This is a genomic window from Streptomyces sp. NPDC014623 (assembly GCF_043088245.1).
Lineage (GTDB): Bacteria > Actinomycetota > Actinomycetes > Streptomycetales > Streptomycetaceae > Streptomyces.
On sequence record NZ_JBIBZU010000005.1, the window covers coordinates 399,671 to 416,797 of the forward strand.

Genomic DNA, 17,127 nt, shown 5'->3' on the forward strand with positions numbered 1-17,127 from the left:
GCGGATCACGTACCGTGCACGCCCGCACGGTACTTGGGAAACCTCAGGGTGATCTTCATGCCCGCTCCGACTCCCGTCTCGATGACGAGCCCGTAGCCGTCCCCGTACACCTGGCGGAGCCGTTCGTCCACGTTGAGGAGACCGATACCGGTGGAGGTACCGCCCTCGCCGCGCAGGATCTGGCGGAGACGTTCCGGCTCCATCCCGGCACCGTCGTCCTCGATGACGACCTCCGCCTCGGCGCCCGCGTCCAGGGCGCTGATCGTGATGCGGATCGGGGTGTCACCCGCCCGGACGGGACCATGCGGGCGGGGGAGGCCGGCGGCACCCTCCAGACCGTGTTTGACCGCGTTCTCGACCAGGGGCTGGAGACAGAGGAACGGAAGCGAGACCGGGAGCACCTCCGGGGCGACCTGGAGGGTCACCGAGAGCCGTTCGCCGAAGCGCGCCCGCACCAGCGCGAGATACTGGTCGATGGAGTGGAGTTCGTCGGCCAGAGTGGTGAACTCCCCGTGCCGGCGGAACGAGTAGCGGGTGAAGTCAGCGAATTCCAGGAGGAGTTCACGCGCCCGCTCGGGGTCCGTCCTGACGAACGAAGCGATGGCGGCCAGTGAGTTGAAGATGAAGTGTGGTGAGATCTGGGCACGCAAGGCCTTGATCTCGGCCTCGATGAGCTGCGTGCGGGACCGGTCGAGCTCCGCGAGTTCCAGCTGTACGCAGACCCAGCGGGCCACCTCCCCCGCCGCTCTGGCCAGCACGGCCGACTCACGGGGCGCATAGGCGACGAGGGTGCCGAGCACCCGGTGGTCGACCGTCAGCGGGACGGCGACGGCCCAGCGCAACGGGCAGTCGAGGTCACCGCAGTCGCTGCGGAAGGCGGTACCCCTCCCGCTGGCGAGAAGCCCCTCGACGTGGTCCATCACGTCCTTGCCGTGGTGGTCGCCCTCGCCGTCCCACACCAGCACCCGGTCGCGGTCGGTGAGGCACAGGGCGTCGGTCCCCAGCAGCGAGCGCAGTCCGCGTGCCGACCTGCGCGCGCTTTCCTCTGTGAGTCCCGTCCGCAGCGGGGGCGCGGCGAGGGAGGCCGTGTGCAGGGTCTCGAAGGTGGCGTGCTCGACGGGTGTGCCCACGTCGCTGGTGCGTACGGGGCGGGCAGTACGCCCCAGGAGGAAGCCCGTGCCGAACAGCAGCAGGACGAGCACGGTGATGACGGCGCCCCCTGCCCCGGTCATCGTCCGCGCCCCGAGGTCAGCGCTTCGGGCAGGTGGAAGCGGGTCATGGCCGCGTTGGTGCCCGGCGGTATCCGTCCCGGCGTGGCGAGGGAGACCAGGATCATCGCGAGGAAACCGACCGGCACCGACCAGACGGCGGGCCATGCCATCAGGGCGTGCGGCCAGCCCGGCGGACGCACCGCTCCGCTGACGGTGACGGCCACGGACAGCAGCGCGGAACCGCCGCCCAGCAGCAGCCCGGCGATCGCGCCCGGTGGTGTGAGCCTCCGCCACCAGATGCCGAGGACGAGCAGCGGACAGAAGGACGACGCGGAGACCGCGAAGGCCATCCCCACGGCGTCGGCCACCGGCACCCGGCTGACCACCAGCGAGCCGGCCAGCGGCACGGCGATGGCCAGTACGGTGGCCAGCCGGAAGTGCCGTACCCCTCGCGAGGGCAGGACGTCCTGGGTGATCACTCCGGCGACGGCCATGGTGAGCCCGGACGCCGTGGACAGGAACGCGGCGAACGCGCCGCCCGCGAGGAGCGCGCCGAGCAGATCGCCGCCGAGGCCGCCGATCACCCGGGCGGGCAGCAGCAGCACGGCGGCGTCGGCGTCACCACCGTGCATGAGTTCGGGCGCGTACAGCCGGCCCAGGGCCCCGTACACCGGGGGCAGCAGGTAGAACAGTCCGACGAGGGCGAGGACGGCGACGGTCGTGCGGCGGGCATCACGGCCGTTGGGGCTGGTGTAGAAGCGGACCACCACATGGGGCAGGCCCATGGTGCCGAGGAAGGTCGCCACGATCAGGCCGTACGTCGCGTAGAGCGGATGGTCGGCGCGGAAGACGGACATCTGTTCCTCGAAGCTGACGCGGGGGCGCCCGTCGCCCTGCCAGGCCAGTACCAGGAAGAGCGCGGGCACCAGCAGGGCGGTGAGCTTCAGCCAGTACTGGAAAACCTGTACGAAGGTGATCGAGCGCATGCCGCCCGCCGCGACGGCGACCACCACGACGGAGGCGACGAGGACGTCGCCGAGCCAGCCGGGCGCTCCGGTGAGGATCTTCAGAGTGAGGCCGGCGCCCTGGAGCTGCGGCACGAGGTAGACCCAGCCGGCGCCCACCACGAACACGCTGACGAGTCGGCGCACCTGCCGTGATTCGAGCCGCCCTTCGGCGAAGTCGGGGAGGGTGTAGGCCCCCGAGCGGCGCAGCGGGGCGGCGACGAACACCAGCAGCACGAGGTATCCGGCGGTGTAGCCGACCGGATACCAGAGCATGTCGGGGCCGTGCACCAGGACCAGGCCCGCGATGCCGAGGAAGGAGGCGGCGGACAGGTACTCCCCGCTGATGGCAGCGGCGTTGAGCCTCGGGCGTACGGTGCGCGACGCGACGTAGAAGTCGGAGGTGGTACGGGAGATGCGCAGCCCGAACCCGCCGACGAGGACGGTGGCCAGGACGACGAGGGCGACCGCCACCACCGCCGCCGGGTGGCCGGGTGTGCTCACGGTGCGGGGAGGCCTTCCACGAGTCTGGCGAAGTCGCGCTCGTTGCGCTCGGCCCTGCGCACGTACCACCAGGCGGCCAGTGTGAGGGGCGGATAGGTGGCGAAACCGAGTACCGCCCAGACCAGGGCGTTGCTGTGGAGCGCCTCGAAGACGAGGGGCAGGGTTCCGGCGACGAGCGCGAGCACGGCGAAGGCGGTGAGCCCGGCACGGAGCTGGCTGCGCATCAGTGAGCGGACGTAGGCACCGCCGAGGGCGGTCTGCTCGTCGATCTCCGACTGCGCACGGTAACGGGGCAGCGGACGCACCCGTCGGGGCTCGCCCGTGACCACTTCGCGCCGGGGCGTGCTCTCTGCGGACATGGGCCCGGAGTGTAGGCGGCGCAGGGCCGGCTGGGAAGAGCTGTCCGTCCGGTAGGGCCAGGTCAGCGGCCGGTCTGCCGCATCAGGAGATCGCGGAGGGCACGGGTGTGGCGCCGGCTGACCGCGAGCTCCGCGTCCCCGATGCGTACGCTCATGCTGCCGGCGTCGAGCCGGAGTTCGTCGATCCGGTTCAGCGCCACGAGGTGGCGGCGGTGGATGCGTACGAAACCCCGGGATCGCCAGCGTTCCTCCAGGGCCGTGAGCGGTATCCGTACGAGGTGGCTGCCGGTCGCGGTGTGCAGCCGGGCGTAGTCGCCCTGTGCCTCGGCGTACGCGATGTCGTCGACGGGCACGAAGCGGATGACTCCGCCCAGTTCCACCGCGACCTGGTCGGCGGACACGTCGTGGACGGGCGCGGAGCGTTCACCGACCAGGTCGGCGACACGGCGGACGGCCTCGGCCAGACGCTCGCGGCGGACGGGTTTGAGGACGTAGTCGACGGCTTTGAGGTCGAAGGCGTGTACGGCGAAACCTTCGTGGGCGGTGACGAAGACGATGAGCGGCGGTGCGGCGAAACCTGCCAGGAGCTGGGCGACGTCGAGTCCGGTCAGTCCCGCCATGTGGATGTCGAGGAAGACGACGTCGATCGCAGAGGGGTCCTCGGGTCCGGCATCGACGGCGCCTCCGATGCGGCGCAGCGCCTCGGTGGCGCCCGTGGCGCCCTCGGCGCTCCGGATGCGGGGGTCGGCGCGCAGGAGGTAGAGGAGTTCCTCCAGAGCGGGTTCTTCGTCGTCGACGGCGAGCACACGCAGCATGAGGCCGGAGTCTAGGTCCTTCAGCAGCGTGACGGCGTGAGCGGTTCACGGCCTCGCCACGTGACTGAGGACATACCCGCCATCGCTGCTCGAGCAGGCGGGACGGCCGCCGGCCGGCGAGGGGCTTTCCGCCGGCCGGGCATGGCGGGACGGTACCGCGGTGACGAGACGGCCGTCGGGGAAGTGCCGCAGAGCTTCGGCTCCCGGCGGTCCGGGCATGCCTCCGGCTCGTCCCGACGGTTCTGCGCATGCCTGCCGGACAACGGGCACGTGTTCAGACGGCGGGCGCCCGCAGTCCGTAGACCCGCTGCGCGGTTTCCGCGAAGACGGACCGCTGCTCGTCCTCCCCGAGCCGGTCGGTCAGCTCGCGTGCGGCGCCCAGGACCTCGGCGTATCCGGCGGCGAGCCGGCACACCGGCCAGTCGGAGCCGAACATCAGCCGGCCGGGTCCGAATGCCTCGATCGCGGTGTCCGCGTAGGGCCGCAGGTCCTCGACGGTCCAGGAATCCGGGTCTGCCTCGGTGACCAGGCCGGAGAGTTTGCAGACGGTGTTGGGCAGGGCGGCGAGCGCCCGCAGGCCGTCGGCCCAGGGGCGGGTCGTCCGCCGCGCCACCGGTGGCTTGCCCGCGTGGTCGAGTACGAAGGTGAGCTCCGGCAGCAGCGCGGCGGCGCGGGCGGCGGCGGGCAGCTGGTGGGGCCGCACGATCAGGTCGTAGACGAGGCCGGCGGCGGCGACGGCCCGTAGCCCGCGCAGCACGTCGGGGCGCAGCAGCCACCCCGGGTCGTCCTCGCCCTGGACCTGGTGGCGGATTCCGGCGAGCCGGCCGCCGCCGGGCAGGGCACGGAGGGTGGCGAGGGTGTCGGCGACGTCCGGCGCGGTGAGGTCGGTCCAGCCGACGACACCGGCGACGAGGGCGCTCTCCTCGGCGATCGCGAGGAGTTCGGGCGTCTCCTCGGCGACGGTCACCGTCTGGACGAGGACAGTGGCGGTCACGCCTGCCGCACGGGCCTCGGGCGCCAGATCGGCGAGGGTGAAGGTGCGTCGGATGGGGGCGAGTTCCTCCCCGGTGATCCACTCCTGGTCGCGGACAGCGAGGTCCCACACATGGTGGTGGGCGTCGATGACCGGCAGTGCCGTCATGTCACAGCAGCCCTTCCGCGCGCAGGTCGTCCCAGAGCGCGTCCGGTACCGGCGTGCGGAGCTGTGCCGCGGCGTCCCTCACCTCGTGCGGGGAGCGGGTGCCGACCAGGACCCCGGCGACAGCCGGATGGTCCAGCGGATAGCGCAGGGCAGCGGCACGCAGCGGGACGCCGTGCCCTTCGGTGACGGCCCGCATGCGCACGGCCCGTTCCAGGAGGGGTGCGGGGGCCGCCGCGTAGTCGTACGTCGCGCCGGGCCCGGGATCGGCGAGCAGCCCGGAGTTGAACACACCTCCGACGACCACGCTGCGGCCCCGGGCGGCGGCCTCCGGCAGCAGTGTGTCGAGGGCGCTGTGGTCGAGGAGCGTGAAGCGGCCGGCGCAGAGCACGGCGTCGACGTCGGTCTCACGCAGGAAACGGGTGAGCATCGCGGTCTGGTTCATGCCCGCGCCGATGGCGCCGACCACGCCCTCGGAGCGCATCTTCTCCAGCGCCGGGTAGCCCTCGCGGAAGGCCGTCTCCCCGTGGTCGTCGGGGTCGTGCAGATAGACGACGTCGATCCGGTCGAGACCGAGGCGGCCGAGGCTGTCCTCGATGCTGCGGCGAATGCCGTCGGCGCTGAAGTCCCACCGGCGCCGGTGGGTGTGCGGTACGGCGAATCCGTCGGAGAGGCCGTGGCGCGCCGCCGTCTCGGCGGAGGTCAGCGGGTCGAGCAGGCGGCCTGCCTTCGTGGACACCACGTACGCGTCCCGGGGGCGCTCCCGCAGGGCCTCACCGAGGCGGCGTTCGGAGAGCCCGAGGCCGTAGTGCGGTGCGGTGTCGAAGTAGCGGATGCCCTCGTCCCACGCCGCGTCGACGGCGGCGGCGGCCTGCCCGGGATCGACCTCGGCGAAGAGGTTGCCGATGGCCGCCGCCCCGAAAGCGAGTTCCGTGATCTCGACCGCGCTGCGTCCGAGCCTGACGTGCCGCATGCCCTTGTCACCCCCGCCGGTGCTTCCTGATGCCTGTCCAGGACTATTCATCGGATCATTGGGTTACGTCAACAGGGTGCGGAATACCGACCTCACGCCGGAGTGGGCACCGTGGGCACGAGTGTGTGCAGGTCGTGCAGGTCGTGCAGCTCGTCGTGCACGGCGAACGCCAGCTGATCCAGATCGGGCAGCGCCTTTCCGTCGGCGACCAGTCCGACCTGTACCCGTCCGCCGTACGTGGACAGCGCCACGGCCAGTGACTGTCCACGGGCCAGCGGTGCCATGGGGTAGACGGCGCGCAGCGGGCAGCCGCCGAGCGAGAGCGCCGAGCGGGGCAGGGGCACGCTGGTGACCAGGATGTCGAAGAGCATCCGGGCCGCGTTCCCCGCCAACGGCGCTCCGAACCGGTGGGCCAGCGGGGGCAGCTGGTCGGCCAGTACCGCGACGGCGCCCGCGCCGCGCAGCGGCCCGGCCGCCTTGTTGCGCTCCATGCCCGTGCGCACCAGGCGCAGTCGTTCCCGGGCGTCGGGTTCGTTGACGGGGAGCCCCAGCAGGTAGGCGGAGAGCCTGTTGCCGGCGGCCGCTGCACCGGGCCGCCGCCGGGACACCGGAACCAGGGCGCGCGGATCGGCCCCGGGAAGCGCCTCACCCCGTCCGAGCATCCAGCGGCGCAGCGCCCCGGCGATCACGGCGAGCAGGACGTCGTTGGCCGTACCCCCCTCGGCGCGCCGGATCCACTGCACCGTTCCGGCATCGAGCTCGGTGGTGGCCAGCCTGCGCGTGCCGCTGGAGCGTGCGGTCAGGGCTGTCGTGGAGCGCAGGTCGAAACGGCTGGCGCGTACGACGGAGGCACCCACTCCGAGCGCCCGGCCGACGTCCCCGAGCCGGCCCATCGCCATACCCGCCGCCGCGTAAGCGCCGGGCAGCCAGGTCCGGGGCGGCACCGGGGCCCGGCGGCGCACAGCGCCGCGGCCGGTACCGGTGGGGGCCAACTGGTCGAAGATGCCGGCGCCGATGGCGACGGCCCGCATCCCGTCGGCGAGCGCGTGGTGCAGCTTCACGAGTACGGCGAACGGGCCGTCGCCCGCACTGTCGAGGAGGAACATCCGCCAGGGCGGCAGGCCCCGCCCGAGCGGCCGTTCCATGAGCTCCCCGGCGAGCCGGGTCGCCTCCGCCATGAAGTCGCCCTCGGGGAGCACGACCCGTCCGACGTGCCGCTGCACGTCGAAGTCCTTGTCGTTGAACCAGGCCGCGCCGCCGACGGGCAGCAGGACGTCACGCACCCGCATACGCAGCCGGGGAATGGCGGCCGCCCGGGCCCCGAGCAGCTCCAGCAGATCCTGCGGGGCCACTCCGGCCACCGGGTCGAAGACGGCGAGCGCGCCGAGGTGCATCGGATGGGCGTCGGTCTCGAGATGCCAGAAAGCCAGATCAAGCGGTGCCAGGAGCTCGGTACTCAACGGGGCCTCGCGTCTTCGACAGCGGAACAGCAGGATCGCAGTCAATCCCGCGGTGTCGGTTACGGTCAAGCATGGACATGTTACGTACTGTTACAGTCTCGCGATGTCACCGAGACGGCGCTACCGGTACTCCTCGATGTCGAATTCGCACCACACACACTTACCGTTGCCCCGGGACTCCACTCCCCAGATGTCGGCCAGCCGGTCGACGAGCATGAGCCCGCGGCCCGAGACCCCGGAGTCCCCCGCGTCCTTGCGTCGCGGAAGCGCGCTGGAGCGGTCCTCCACGTCGACCCGGAGGCGGCGTCCGGGTCCGGCGAGCACCCGGACGGTGACGATGGCGCCGCCGTCGGTGTGCATCAGTGCGTTGGTGATCAGCTCGTCGGCCGCGAGCTCGGCCTCGTCCGCCCGGCTCTTCGCCCCCCAGGCCCTCACGGCCGCCCGGATCATGTGGCGGGCGGACGTCAGCGCCTCCGGATCGTTCTGCGCGACGTGCTGCTGGAGTCTGCCGCCCGGGTGAGGGGCATGAGCCGCGTCACGCCGTAGCAGCAGCACCGCCATGTCGTCCTCGCCGCCACGCTCGTCGACGACCTCGCAGAGCCGGTCCGCCAGCTTCTGGAGGTCCTGCGGGCCCCCGCTCACCGTCGCGGCGAGCAGCCGCATGCCTTCGTCGAGGTCGGTGCCGGGCAGCTCGACCATTCCGTCGGTGTAGAGGACCAGCATCTGGCCCGGGTCCAGGTCGACGGTGCTGACCGGATATTCGAGCTGCCCGAATTCCGCGGAGAGCCCCAGCGGCAGCCCGCCCTCCACCGGAAGCTTGTGACAGCTCCCGTCGACCTCCCGCAGGGCCGGATCGACATGCCCGGCCCTGACCAGCTGCACCACTCCGGTGGTCAGGTCGGCCTCGGCGTAGGTACAGGTCGCGAAGCGGTCGGTGTCGAGTTCGTGCAGGAAGACGGAGGCCCGCGCCATGACCGTGGCCGGACTGTGCCCTTCCGCCGCGTAGGCACGCAGCACGATCCGGAGCTGCCCCATGACGGCCGCCGCGTGCGTGTCGTGCCCCTGGACGTCACCGATGACGGCGCCGACCCGGCCGCCGGGCAGCGAGATGAGGTCGTACCAGTCGCCGCCGATGTCCCTGCCGAGCCGTGCCGAGCGGTAGCGGACGGCGACCTGCGCTCCGGGCACCTCGGGAATCCGGCGCGGCAGCATCGCCTGCTGGAGCCCTTCGGCGAGATCGTGCTCCTGCTCGTAGAGCATGGCCCGCTGCAGGCTCTGGGCGATCGAACTGCCGAGAGCCACCAACAGGTTCCGCTCGTCGCCGGTGAAGCCCGCCTTGTCGCCGTAGAGGAGCCCGAGCGCACCGATGGGGCGGGCCTGGGCGATGAGCGGCATGTAGGCGGCCGCGGTGATGCCGAGGCCGCTGATGTGGGGCCACAGGAGGGGATACGAGGCCGCGAAGTCCTCGGGGGTCTCGATGAAACGCGGCGTGAGCGTGCGGATCACCTCGCTCATGGGGTAAGGCTCGTCGGTCCGGGTGTAACGGGTGCCCTGCACGTGCGCCCCTTCCGGGCCGTCCGCGACCAGATGGATACGCCCGGACTCGAGCAGCCCCATGACGAGACTGGTGGCGCCGAGGTTGGCCAGTCCCTGTGAGCTCTTCAGCACATCGGTGACGTCCTTCACCGTCCGGGCGTGGGCCAGGGCCGCCGTGGTCCCTTCGACCAGACTGGTGCGGCGCCGCTGTCCCTCGTCGACGGTCCGGCGTGCGGTGGACTCCGCCAGTTCCTGGGTGGCGTCACGGATGATCCCGATGATCCGGCGGGGCCGTCCGGTGCCGTCGCGCCGGATGAATCCCTGAGTGTGGGTCCAGCACAGCGCGCCGTCCCGCCGAGTCCTGCGGAAGTACGCGCCGTAGTCGCTCCGGCCACTCTTGAGGGCCTGCGAGACCATGCCGTCGAGCCGGATCGCCTCGTCGGCGGGCACACGCTGCGAGAGCGTCGCCGGGCGGCCGTCGTACTCCTCGGCACGCAGGTCGAACACATCCAGTGCGGGCTCGTCCATGTGCATGAGGCCGCTGTCCAGATCCCAGTCGAAGCTGCCCATTCGGTTCAGGGCGAGACTGAGGTCCGGGTGGGCGGGCCAGTCATCCGGGAGTGACAGGGCACCCGCTACCCGATCATCCATGCGCGCCACTCTGCCACCATTTGCCCGTTTTTTCGACCGCCTCATTTCCTTGAACACGTTCAAGAAAACTCGTACGCTCAGGACCTCGGAGATGAACACGTTCAATTCGTACGGCCGGTGCATCCGTCCGGGTGGGGGTGGCGCAATGTCCGTACTGGTCGGGCTGATCGTGATGCTGGGCATGCTGGTGATCGTCCCGTTGGGCCTGGGGCTCGCCGGAGACCCCGCACTCGACCGGATACGGCGCCTCTGGCCGCTCTTCGCGGCGCCCGGCGCCGTCTCCCTCTGGCTGCCGCGTGGTGGCGCCGCCACGGCGCTCGCCCTCTGCTACGCGCTGGGGACGCTGCTTCTCGCCACACACGCACCCCGGCGCCTGGCCCGCACGCGCAGCGCACGCCCGGTGGAGGCCGCCCTGCTCACCGCGCTGGTCGCCCCGTCGGTCGCCGCACTCGCTCTCGTCGGCGAGCGCGCCGGCCACGAACTGTTCGGATTCGGGCCAGGCGTCCTGGCACTGACCGTGCCCCACTTCCACTTCGCCGGTTTCGCCGCCGCGCTCGTCGCCGGGCTCGTCTGCCGGGCCCAGGAGGGTGCGGCGGGCCGGTTCGCCGCCCTGAGCGTTCCGCTCGGCACACTGCTCGTCCTCATCGGATACTTCACCGGGGACCGGACCGAACTCGCCGGGACGGTCGTGCTCACCGCCGGGATGTGGACCGTCGCCCTCCTGACCTGGCGCACCGCCCCCGCTCCCGGCCGGGACCACGTCACCCGCACCCTGCTCGCCGTGTCGGCCGGCGTGCTGGTGGTGACCATGGCGCTCGCACTGAGCTGGGCGCTCGGCGAGGCCACCGGGCTGCCGCATCCCACCCTCACCTGGATGGCGGCCACGCACGGGCTCGGCAACGCGCTGGGCTTCGCGCTCTGCGCACTGCTCGCTCGGCGCCGGCTCCAGGGCCTCACCCATCCGGAAGGCAGGACCGCATGAGCACCCTGACGTATCCCGAGGTCGGAGCCACCCGGCTCGGACCGCTCCCGGACGGCTACAGCCACCTGCACCACCGCACCCCGGTGGGCAGGGGCCGGCCGGCCTTCGAGGCCGCCGGTGCCGCCGTCACCGAGTGGCGCATGCACCGTGCCGCCGGAGCCCGGGTGAGCGCCTCCGCCGCACGGGCGGCCGCCGGAGTGGCCGTCGAGGTGTCGGCGGGCATCGGGCCGCTCCGCGTCACCGCGCCCTGCGAGGTCGTCTGGAGCGTGCACGAGAAGGACCGCACCGGCTTCGCGTACGGCACCCGGCCGGGGCACCCGGAATGCGGGGAGGAGAGCTTCGTGGTGGAGCTGGCGGACGACGGGAGGGTGTGGTTCACCGTCGTGGCGTTCTCACGGCCCGCCTCCTGGTACACCCGGCGGGCGGGTCCTCTCGTCCCGATGGCCCAGCGGTGGTACGCCCGACGGCTCGCCGCCGCACTGCGCCGGGCCGTGCCGGCCGCCTGACGGGCGGAATGCGTCGGATACTGGAGACGATGGAGTGGTTCACCGCAGACGGCTACTGGCTGAGCAGGCTGATCTTCCAGCGGGCGCTCGCCGTCGTCTACCTGGTCGCGTTCGTCACCGCGGCGCTCCAGTTCCGGGCGCTGATCGGTTCGCGGGGCATGCTCCCCGTGCCCGTCCTCCTGCGCCGGACCTCGTGGCGGGCCGCGCCCGGCCTGTTCCGGCTGCACTACTCCGACCGCTTCTTCGCCGTGGTCGCCTGGACGGGCGCGGCGGTCTCACTCGTCCTCCTGGCCGGCCTGGACACGTACGTCCCGCTGGGGGCGGCGATGGCCCTGTGGGCGGTGCCATGGGTGCTGTACCTGTCGATCGTCCAGGTCGGCCAGGTCTGGTACGGCTTCGGCTGGGAGTCGCTCCTGCTGGAGACGGGCTTCCTCGCCGTGTTCCTCGGCAATGCCGACACGGCGGCCCCTGTGCTGGTGCTGTGGCTGCTGCGCTGGCTGCTCTTCCGGGTGGAGTTCGGCGCCGGCCTCATCAAGGTCAGGGGCGACGAGTGCTGGCGGCGGCTGTCCTGCCTGGACTTCCATCACGAGACCCAGCCCATGCCGGGCCCGCTGAGCTGGTTCTTCCACCGGCTTCCGAAAGCGGCACACCGGGCGGAGGCAGCCGCCAACCACGTCACCCAGCTCGTGGTGCCGTTCTTGCTGTTCACCCCGCAACCGGTGGCGAGCGTCGCGGCCGGACTGATGGTGGTGACGCAGCTGTGGCTGGTGCTGTCGGGGAACTTCGCCTGGCTCAACTGGCTGACCGTCACCCTCGCCCTCGCCGCGGTCGACTGGTCCCTGATCGCCGGCCCACCGCCCGCGCAGCCGGGGGCACCGCTCTGGTACGAAGTGGTGGTCATCGCCGCCGCCGCCCTCGTCCTGGCTCTCAGCTACCGTCCCGCACACAATCTCCTCTCGCGCCGCCAGGTGATGAACCGGTCCTTCGACCCGCTCCACCTGGTCAACACCTACGGCGCCTTCGGGAGCATCAGCAGGATGCGGCTCGAGGTGGTGATCGAGGGCACCGAGGAACCGGTGATCCACGAGGGGACCCGCTGGCGCGAGTACGGCTTCCGGGGCAAGCCCGGCGATCCGCGCAGGCTGCCGCGCCAGTTCGCCCCGTACCACCTGCGGCTGGACTGGATGATGTGGTTCGCCGCCCTCTCCCCCGCATATGCACGCTCCTGGTTCGGACCGCTGGTCGAGCGGCTGCTGCGCAACGACCGTGACACTCTGCGCCTCCTGGGCCACAACCCGTTCCCCGACAGCCCGCCCGCTCACATCCGGGCCAGGGTTTTCCACTACCGCTTCACGGACTGGCAGGGGCTGCGAGCCACCGGACGCTGGTGGGACCGGACCTGCGTACGGGACTTCATGAGGCCGGTCGCACGGCCCGTTCCGCTCCGGCCGGGACCGGAGCACGGGGACGAGTGACGGCGGAGGGCCGCGGCCCACGCGCGGGCACGGAGCGCGATCCGCCGGCGGGAGACCGCCCCGCCCTGGGCGGAACCGGGGCGGGACGGCATCCGCGCGGACTGGCCAGTCGCCCGGCCGCCCGGCACGACGCAGGAGCGGCTGTCCTCCGCCTTGAACGTTCTCTCGTGGTTCTCCTCCGATGGCTCCCCCACAACGCCGCCCGAGCTGTGACAGCGTTGTCGGAAGACGGTCGACGCCCGGCCGCATCCACCGTCCACCGGGCCGCACCCCTGCGCCTGGCCCCCGGTGCGGATGACGCGCCGCTGCCGTACATGACGCCCGATTGTTGCGGCCACCGGAAAGGCTTCTGCCCCCGTCCGCCGGACGGGGGCAGAAGCCGGTGCGCCGCTCGGACAGGTACCGGTCAGTCGATGCCGGGCAGGATGTGCGGCTCGGCCAGATCGTCCTCGTAACCGGCCAGCCTGATCGGTGCCGACCGGGCCCAGACCTCGATGTTCCGGAGCTTCTCGGGCCGTCGGGCCCGGTCCCCGGCCAGTTCGGCCGGGTGTGTCTCGGTCTTCGTCATTTCAGGTGTCACCGCGGACTCCTTCGTGTCGCGACACCCCGGGGCAGTGGCGACGCTACGGCTGCGAGAACCGTGTCGACCACCCCCTGCGGGGCAGGGGAAGAAACAGTTCGGTCGCGGTGGCGCCGGTACGGGGTGGGACGGCGGACTGCTTACAGACCTGCCCCAGGACGGCCGAGGAAGTTTCGTGGATCCCTTGGTGGCGTCCGTTGAGTCCAGACTAACCAAATGAGCACCGTCCCGCTCGACAGAACGTGTGTCCTGGGTCACTTTCAGCCAGCAGAACGGCGGCGGCCCCGTGGTTCACGGGGCCGCCGTGCCGCCTGTTGTCGCAGCTGACGGCAGGGGCTGGAGGTGCGTCCGAGGAGCCGGAGGGGCCGACCGGCCCGGGGATCACCAGCCCGCAGGCGCGTAATCCTTCAGGAAGCAGCCGTACAGTTCCTCGCCCTGCTCACCGCGCACGATCGGGTCGTAGACACGGGCGGCTCCGTCGACAAGGTCGAGCGGGGCGTGGAAACCCTCCTCCGCAAGACGGATCTTGTCGGGGTGCGGCCGCTCGTCCGTGATCCAGCCGGTGTCGACGGCCGTCATGAGGATGTGGTCCTTCTCGAACATCTCCTGGGCGCTGGTGCGGGTCAGCATGTTCAGCGCGGCCTTGGCCATGTTGGTGTGCGGGTGTCCCGCTCCCTTGTAGCCACGGCCGAACACGCCCTCCATCGCCGAGACGTTCACCACGTAGGCGCGCTTCGCCGTGGTCCGCGCCATCGCCGGACGGAGGCGGCTGATCAGGATGAAGGGCGCCGTGGAGTTGCAGAGCTGGACCTCGAGGAGCTCGATCGGTTCGACCTCCTCGACGGTCTGGATCCAGCTGTTCGTGTCGTGCAGGTCGGGGACCAGTCCCCCTGCGTCGATCGCGGTGCCCGCGGCGATGCGGGCCGGCGAGGCGGATCCCGTCACCAGGGCCAGGTCCGTGACGTCCTGCGCGCTCAGGCCCTGCCCCTCCTTGCGGGCGGCGGGCAGCGCGGCGACACGGTCGACGGTGCCGCTGCCGAAGGTGCCGATCACCTCGGCGGTGGGGAGCTCACCCGACGGCAGCGGCGCGGACTCGGCCGCGAGCAGTTCGCTGTAGGCCTGCGGTGAGCGGCGGACGGTCTGCGCGGCGTTGTTGATCAGGATGTCCAGCGGCCCCTCGGCGGCGACGGAGTCGGCGAGCGCGACGACCTGGGCGGGGTCACGCAGGTCGATGCCGACGATCTTCAGGCGGTGGATCCACTCGTCGCTGTCCGGCATCGCCTTGAAGCGGCGGATGGCGTCGTTGGGGAAACGGGTGGTGATGGTGGTGTGGGCGCCGTCGCGCAGCAGCCGCAGGGCGATGTACATGCCGATCTTGGCGCGTCCGCCGGTGAGCAGGGCACGGCGTCCGGTGAGGTCGGTGCGCGCGTCACGCCGGCTGCGGTTGTCCTTGGCGCACTGCTGGCAGAGCTGGTGGTAGAAGGCGTCCACCTCGACGTACCGGGTCTTGCAGATGTAGCAGGACCTGGGGCGCTGGAGTATGCCCGCGATCTCGGCGGTGGCCGAGGAGGACGGGAGGACGCCCTGCGTCTCGTCGTCGATGCGCTCGGCGGAGCCGGTCGCCGTGGCTTCGGTGACGGCCTTGTCGTGCGCGGTCTTGGCGGCGCGGCGCTCCTGTCGGCGGCGCTGCTTCACGGTTCGGTAGATACCGGCGGTGGCCCGGCGTACGGCGATGGCGTCCGGATGGTCGACCTCGATGGAGTCCAGTTCGTCGAGCACGCTCAGGCAGACGGCCAGCCGCTCCGGGTCGATACCGGGACCGAACCCGTCGATACCCGGAGCGAACTCCTGGCTGTCCTCTGTCACCGTCATTGCCGTTCCTCTGTCACTCGTCACTCATGCCTCTGCCGGGCTTCGGTGGGGAGTGATCCGGCCGGGGCCGGCGAGGGCAGGCGCGCACGGGCCGAACGCCCCGGTCAAGTCTGCCATGAGTCGGGCGTTGCTCCGCTCTGCTGTCACCCCGTGCCCTCGGTGACCGAGAGGGGGGTCGCGATGTCCTCGAGGGACTTCTGTTCGGCCGCCACCGCGAAGAAGAGGGCGACCAGGCCTGCGGCCACCATGAGCGCGGCACCGATGCAGAAAGCCAGGACGGTGTCGCCGACCACCCCGCTCGCGGTCAGGTCCGCGAAGACCAGCGGCCCGGTGATGCCGCCCGCCGCGGTTCCCACGGCGTAGAAGAACGCGATCGCCATCGCCCGGGTCTCCATCGGGAAGATCTCGCTCACCGTCAGATAGGCCGAACTGGCTCCGGCGGAGGCGACGAAGAGGACCAGGCACCAGCAGCCGGTCATGGTGACGGCGGTCAGGGACCCGGCGTCGAAGAGCCACGCGGTGCCGAAGAGGAGCAGGCCGGAAAGAATGTACGTCCCCGAGATCATCGGCCTGCGCCCCACCGTGTCGAAGAGCCGGCCGAGGAAGAGCGGACCCAGGAAGTTGCAGAAGGCGATCACGGCGAAGTAGTAGCCGGTGGCACCGCTGGGGACGTCGAAGAACTTCACGAGGATCGAGCCGAAACCGAAGGTGATGGCGTTGTAGAGGAAGGCCTGCCCGATGAAGAGGGCGAGTCCGAGGACGGCCCGCTTGGGGTACGAGCGGAAGACGGTCCGGGCGATCAGTCCGAAGCCGATGCCTTTGCGCTGTCGCACGGTGATGGCGGGCTCTGCCGGAGGCAGCCTCCTCCCGGTCTCCGCCTCCACCTCGTGCTCCACCTCGCCGACCAGTTGCTCCGCCTCCTCGTCACGCCCGTGGATGAACATCCAGCGCGGGCTCTCCGGTACGTGGCGGCGTACCAGCAGGATGACGAGTCCGAGGACCACGCCCAGTGCGAAGGTGAGGCGCCAGCCGATGTCCTTGGGGAAGATGCCGGTGTCCAGCGCCAGGACGGAGAGCAGGGAGCCCGCCACGGCCCCGAGCCAGAAGCTGCCGTTGATGATGAGGTCGACACGGCCCCTGTACTTGCTGGGGATCAGCTCGTCGATGGCCGAGTTGATCGCCGCGTACTCCCCGCCGATCCCGAATCCCGTCAGGAAGCGGAAGAGGAAGAACCACCACGAGGAGAAGGAGACGGCGGTGAGCGCGGTGGCCGCCAGGTAGACGGCGAGGGTGATCAGGAAGAGCTTCTTGCGGCCGTAGCGGTCGGTGAGCCACCCGAAGACCAGGGCGCCGGAGCATGCTCCCGCCACGTACAGCGCTGCGGCGATGCCGGTGACCTGGGCGTCGGTGATGGCCAGTCCGCTGCCGTCCTCGGACAGCCGACTGGCGATGTTGCCGACGACCGTGACCTCGAGTCCGTCGAGGATCCAGACCGTGCCCAGGCCGATCACGATCATCCAGTGCCAACGCGACCAGGGCAGCCGGTCCAGTCGTGCCGGGATCCTGGTGGTGACGGTCGGTCCGCCCGCCGTGCCGGTGCCGCTCATGAGCCCCTCCTCCGCTTCCGGAACACACAGGTGCCCTGAACGAGGCATGACTCACACCTCAGCGAAGAAGAGTAACGGGAACCGCCTGGTCGATCACGGAACGATACGTCGATCGGGTCCCGCCCGGCTCGTTTCCGGCCCACCGCGAGATTTTTCGAAATTCGGTGGCATTACTTCCGGATGTCGGGGCATCCGCCTCTCACTGCACAGTTTTCCAGGGAGGGCGACACCATGACGGCCATGTCAGTGCGAACCACTGAGGCGATCGGCACGGCGGCGACGCAGCGTGACGAAGCGGGTACGGCTGCCGGCATGGCTGCGCTTCCGTGGATCGAGGACGCCGGCAAGGTGGCTCCACGGGACGCCCGGGCCATGTCGAAGCTCTTCTTCGACCGGCTCCAGGTCCTCGAGGAGGGAACGCACGAGTACCAGTACGCCCGCAACACCCTGATCG

General features: G+C 71.1%; 14 protein-coding genes and 1 pseudogene. 4 read left to right on the plus strand and 11 right to left on the minus strand.

Features of this window, described 5'->3' with window-relative positions:
• Positions 1–5 precede the first annotated feature (5 nt).
• The 8 genes from ACF1FZ_RS12030 to ACF1FZ_RS12065 form a co-directional block, all read right to left on the minus strand.
• Positions 6–1,232 carry a sensor histidine kinase gene (locus ACF1FZ_RS12030; RefSeq protein ID WP_391773247.1) on the minus strand — a complete coding sequence of 409 codons (1,227 nt, stop codon included), beginning with the start codon at positions 1,230–1,232 and terminating at the stop codon, positions 6–8.
• Complete coding sequence (locus tag ACF1FZ_RS12035; protein WP_391773248.1) at positions 1,229–2,719, minus strand: cation acetate symporter; 1,491 nt, start codon at positions 2,717–2,719, stop codon at positions 1,229–1,231. Before ACF1FZ_RS12035 ends, ACF1FZ_RS12030 begins: the two co-directional genes overlap by 4 nt.
• The gene (locus ACF1FZ_RS12040; RefSeq protein WP_099175792.1) at positions 2,716–3,078 is read right to left on the minus strand and encodes a hypothetical protein; all 363 of its coding nucleotides are present in this window, start codon (positions 3,076–3,078) and stop codon (positions 2,716–2,718) included. Before ACF1FZ_RS12040 ends, ACF1FZ_RS12035 begins: the two co-directional genes overlap by 4 nt.
• A gap of 62 nt (positions 3,079–3,140) precedes the next feature.
• Positions 3,141–3,893 carry a LytR/AlgR family response regulator transcription factor gene (locus tag ACF1FZ_RS12045; protein ID WP_391773249.1) on the minus strand — a complete coding sequence of 251 codons (753 nt, stop codon included), beginning with the start codon at positions 3,891–3,893 and terminating at the stop codon, positions 3,141–3,143.
• Between the two features lie 274 nt (positions 3,894–4,167).
• Positions 4,168–5,034, minus strand: coding sequence for an amidohydrolase family protein (locus tag ACF1FZ_RS12050; RefSeq protein WP_391773250.1), 867 nt, complete (start codon positions 5,032–5,034; stop codon positions 4,168–4,170).
• A gap of 1 nt (position 5,035) precedes the next feature.
• Positions 5,036–6,004, minus strand: a complete 969-nt coding sequence (locus ACF1FZ_RS12055) for an aldo/keto reductase (protein WP_391773265.1) — start codon at positions 6,002–6,004, stop codon at positions 5,036–5,038.
• 92 nt (positions 6,005–6,096) lie between these two features.
• Positions 6,097–7,464 (minus strand): wax ester/triacylglycerol synthase family O-acyltransferase, encoded by a 1,368-nt coding sequence (locus tag ACF1FZ_RS12060; protein WP_391773266.1) that lies wholly within the window; start codon positions 7,462–7,464, stop codon positions 6,097–6,099.
• Between the two features lie 120 nt (positions 7,465–7,584).
• Positions 7,585–9,651: a SpoIIE family protein phosphatase gene (locus tag ACF1FZ_RS12065; RefSeq protein ID WP_391773251.1), complete on the minus strand. Its 2,067-nt coding sequence runs from the start codon at positions 9,649–9,651 to the stop codon at positions 7,585–7,587.
• Between the two features lie 145 nt (positions 9,652–9,796).
• On the opposite strand from ACF1FZ_RS12065, the gene ACF1FZ_RS12070 reads away from it, so the two are divergent.
• Genes ACF1FZ_RS12070 through ACF1FZ_RS12080 form a run of 3 tightly spaced genes read left to right on the plus strand, consistent with a single transcriptional unit; the run spans position 9,797 to position 12,614 of the window.
• The gene (locus tag ACF1FZ_RS12070) at positions 9,797–10,633 is read left to right on the plus strand and encodes a YndJ family protein (RefSeq protein WP_391773252.1); all 837 of its coding nucleotides are present in this window, start codon (positions 9,797–9,799) and stop codon (positions 10,631–10,633) included.
• On the plus strand, positions 10,630–11,139 hold the full coding sequence (locus ACF1FZ_RS12075) for a DUF1990 family protein (protein ID WP_391773253.1): 510 nt from the start codon (positions 10,630–10,632) through the stop codon (positions 11,137–11,139). The genes ACF1FZ_RS12070 and ACF1FZ_RS12075 overlap by 4 nt, the downstream gene beginning before the upstream one ends.
• Before the next feature lie 29 nt (positions 11,140–11,168).
• Entirely contained in the window at positions 11,169–12,614 is a 1,446-nt protein-coding gene (locus ACF1FZ_RS12080) for a lipase maturation factor family protein (RefSeq protein WP_391773254.1), read from the plus strand.
• Between the two features lie 406 nt (positions 12,615–13,020).
• Here ACF1FZ_RS12080 and ACF1FZ_RS12085 read toward each other — a convergent pair whose 3' ends face one another.
• From ACF1FZ_RS12085 to ACF1FZ_RS12095, 3 genes are all read right to left on the minus strand, one after another.
• Positions 13,021–13,194, minus strand: a complete 174-nt coding sequence (locus ACF1FZ_RS12085) for a hypothetical protein (RefSeq protein ID WP_325747683.1) — start codon at positions 13,192–13,194, stop codon at positions 13,021–13,023.
• Between the two features lie 381 nt (positions 13,195–13,575).
• Positions 13,576–15,066: an SDR family NAD(P)-dependent oxidoreductase gene (locus ACF1FZ_RS12090; RefSeq protein ID WP_391773255.1), complete on the minus strand. Its 1,491-nt coding sequence runs from the start codon at positions 15,064–15,066 to the stop codon at positions 13,576–13,578.
• Between the two features lie 143 nt (positions 15,067–15,209).
• Positions 15,210–16,673, minus strand: coding sequence for an MFS transporter (locus ACF1FZ_RS12095; RefSeq protein WP_391773256.1), 1,464 nt, complete (start codon positions 16,671–16,673; stop codon positions 15,210–15,212).
• 231 nt (positions 16,674–16,904) lie between these two features.
• Here ACF1FZ_RS12095 and ACF1FZ_RS12100 point away from each other — a divergent pair.
• A pseudogene (locus ACF1FZ_RS12100) lies at positions 16,905–17,127 on the plus strand (RNA polymerase sigma factor SigF); the annotation flags it as partial.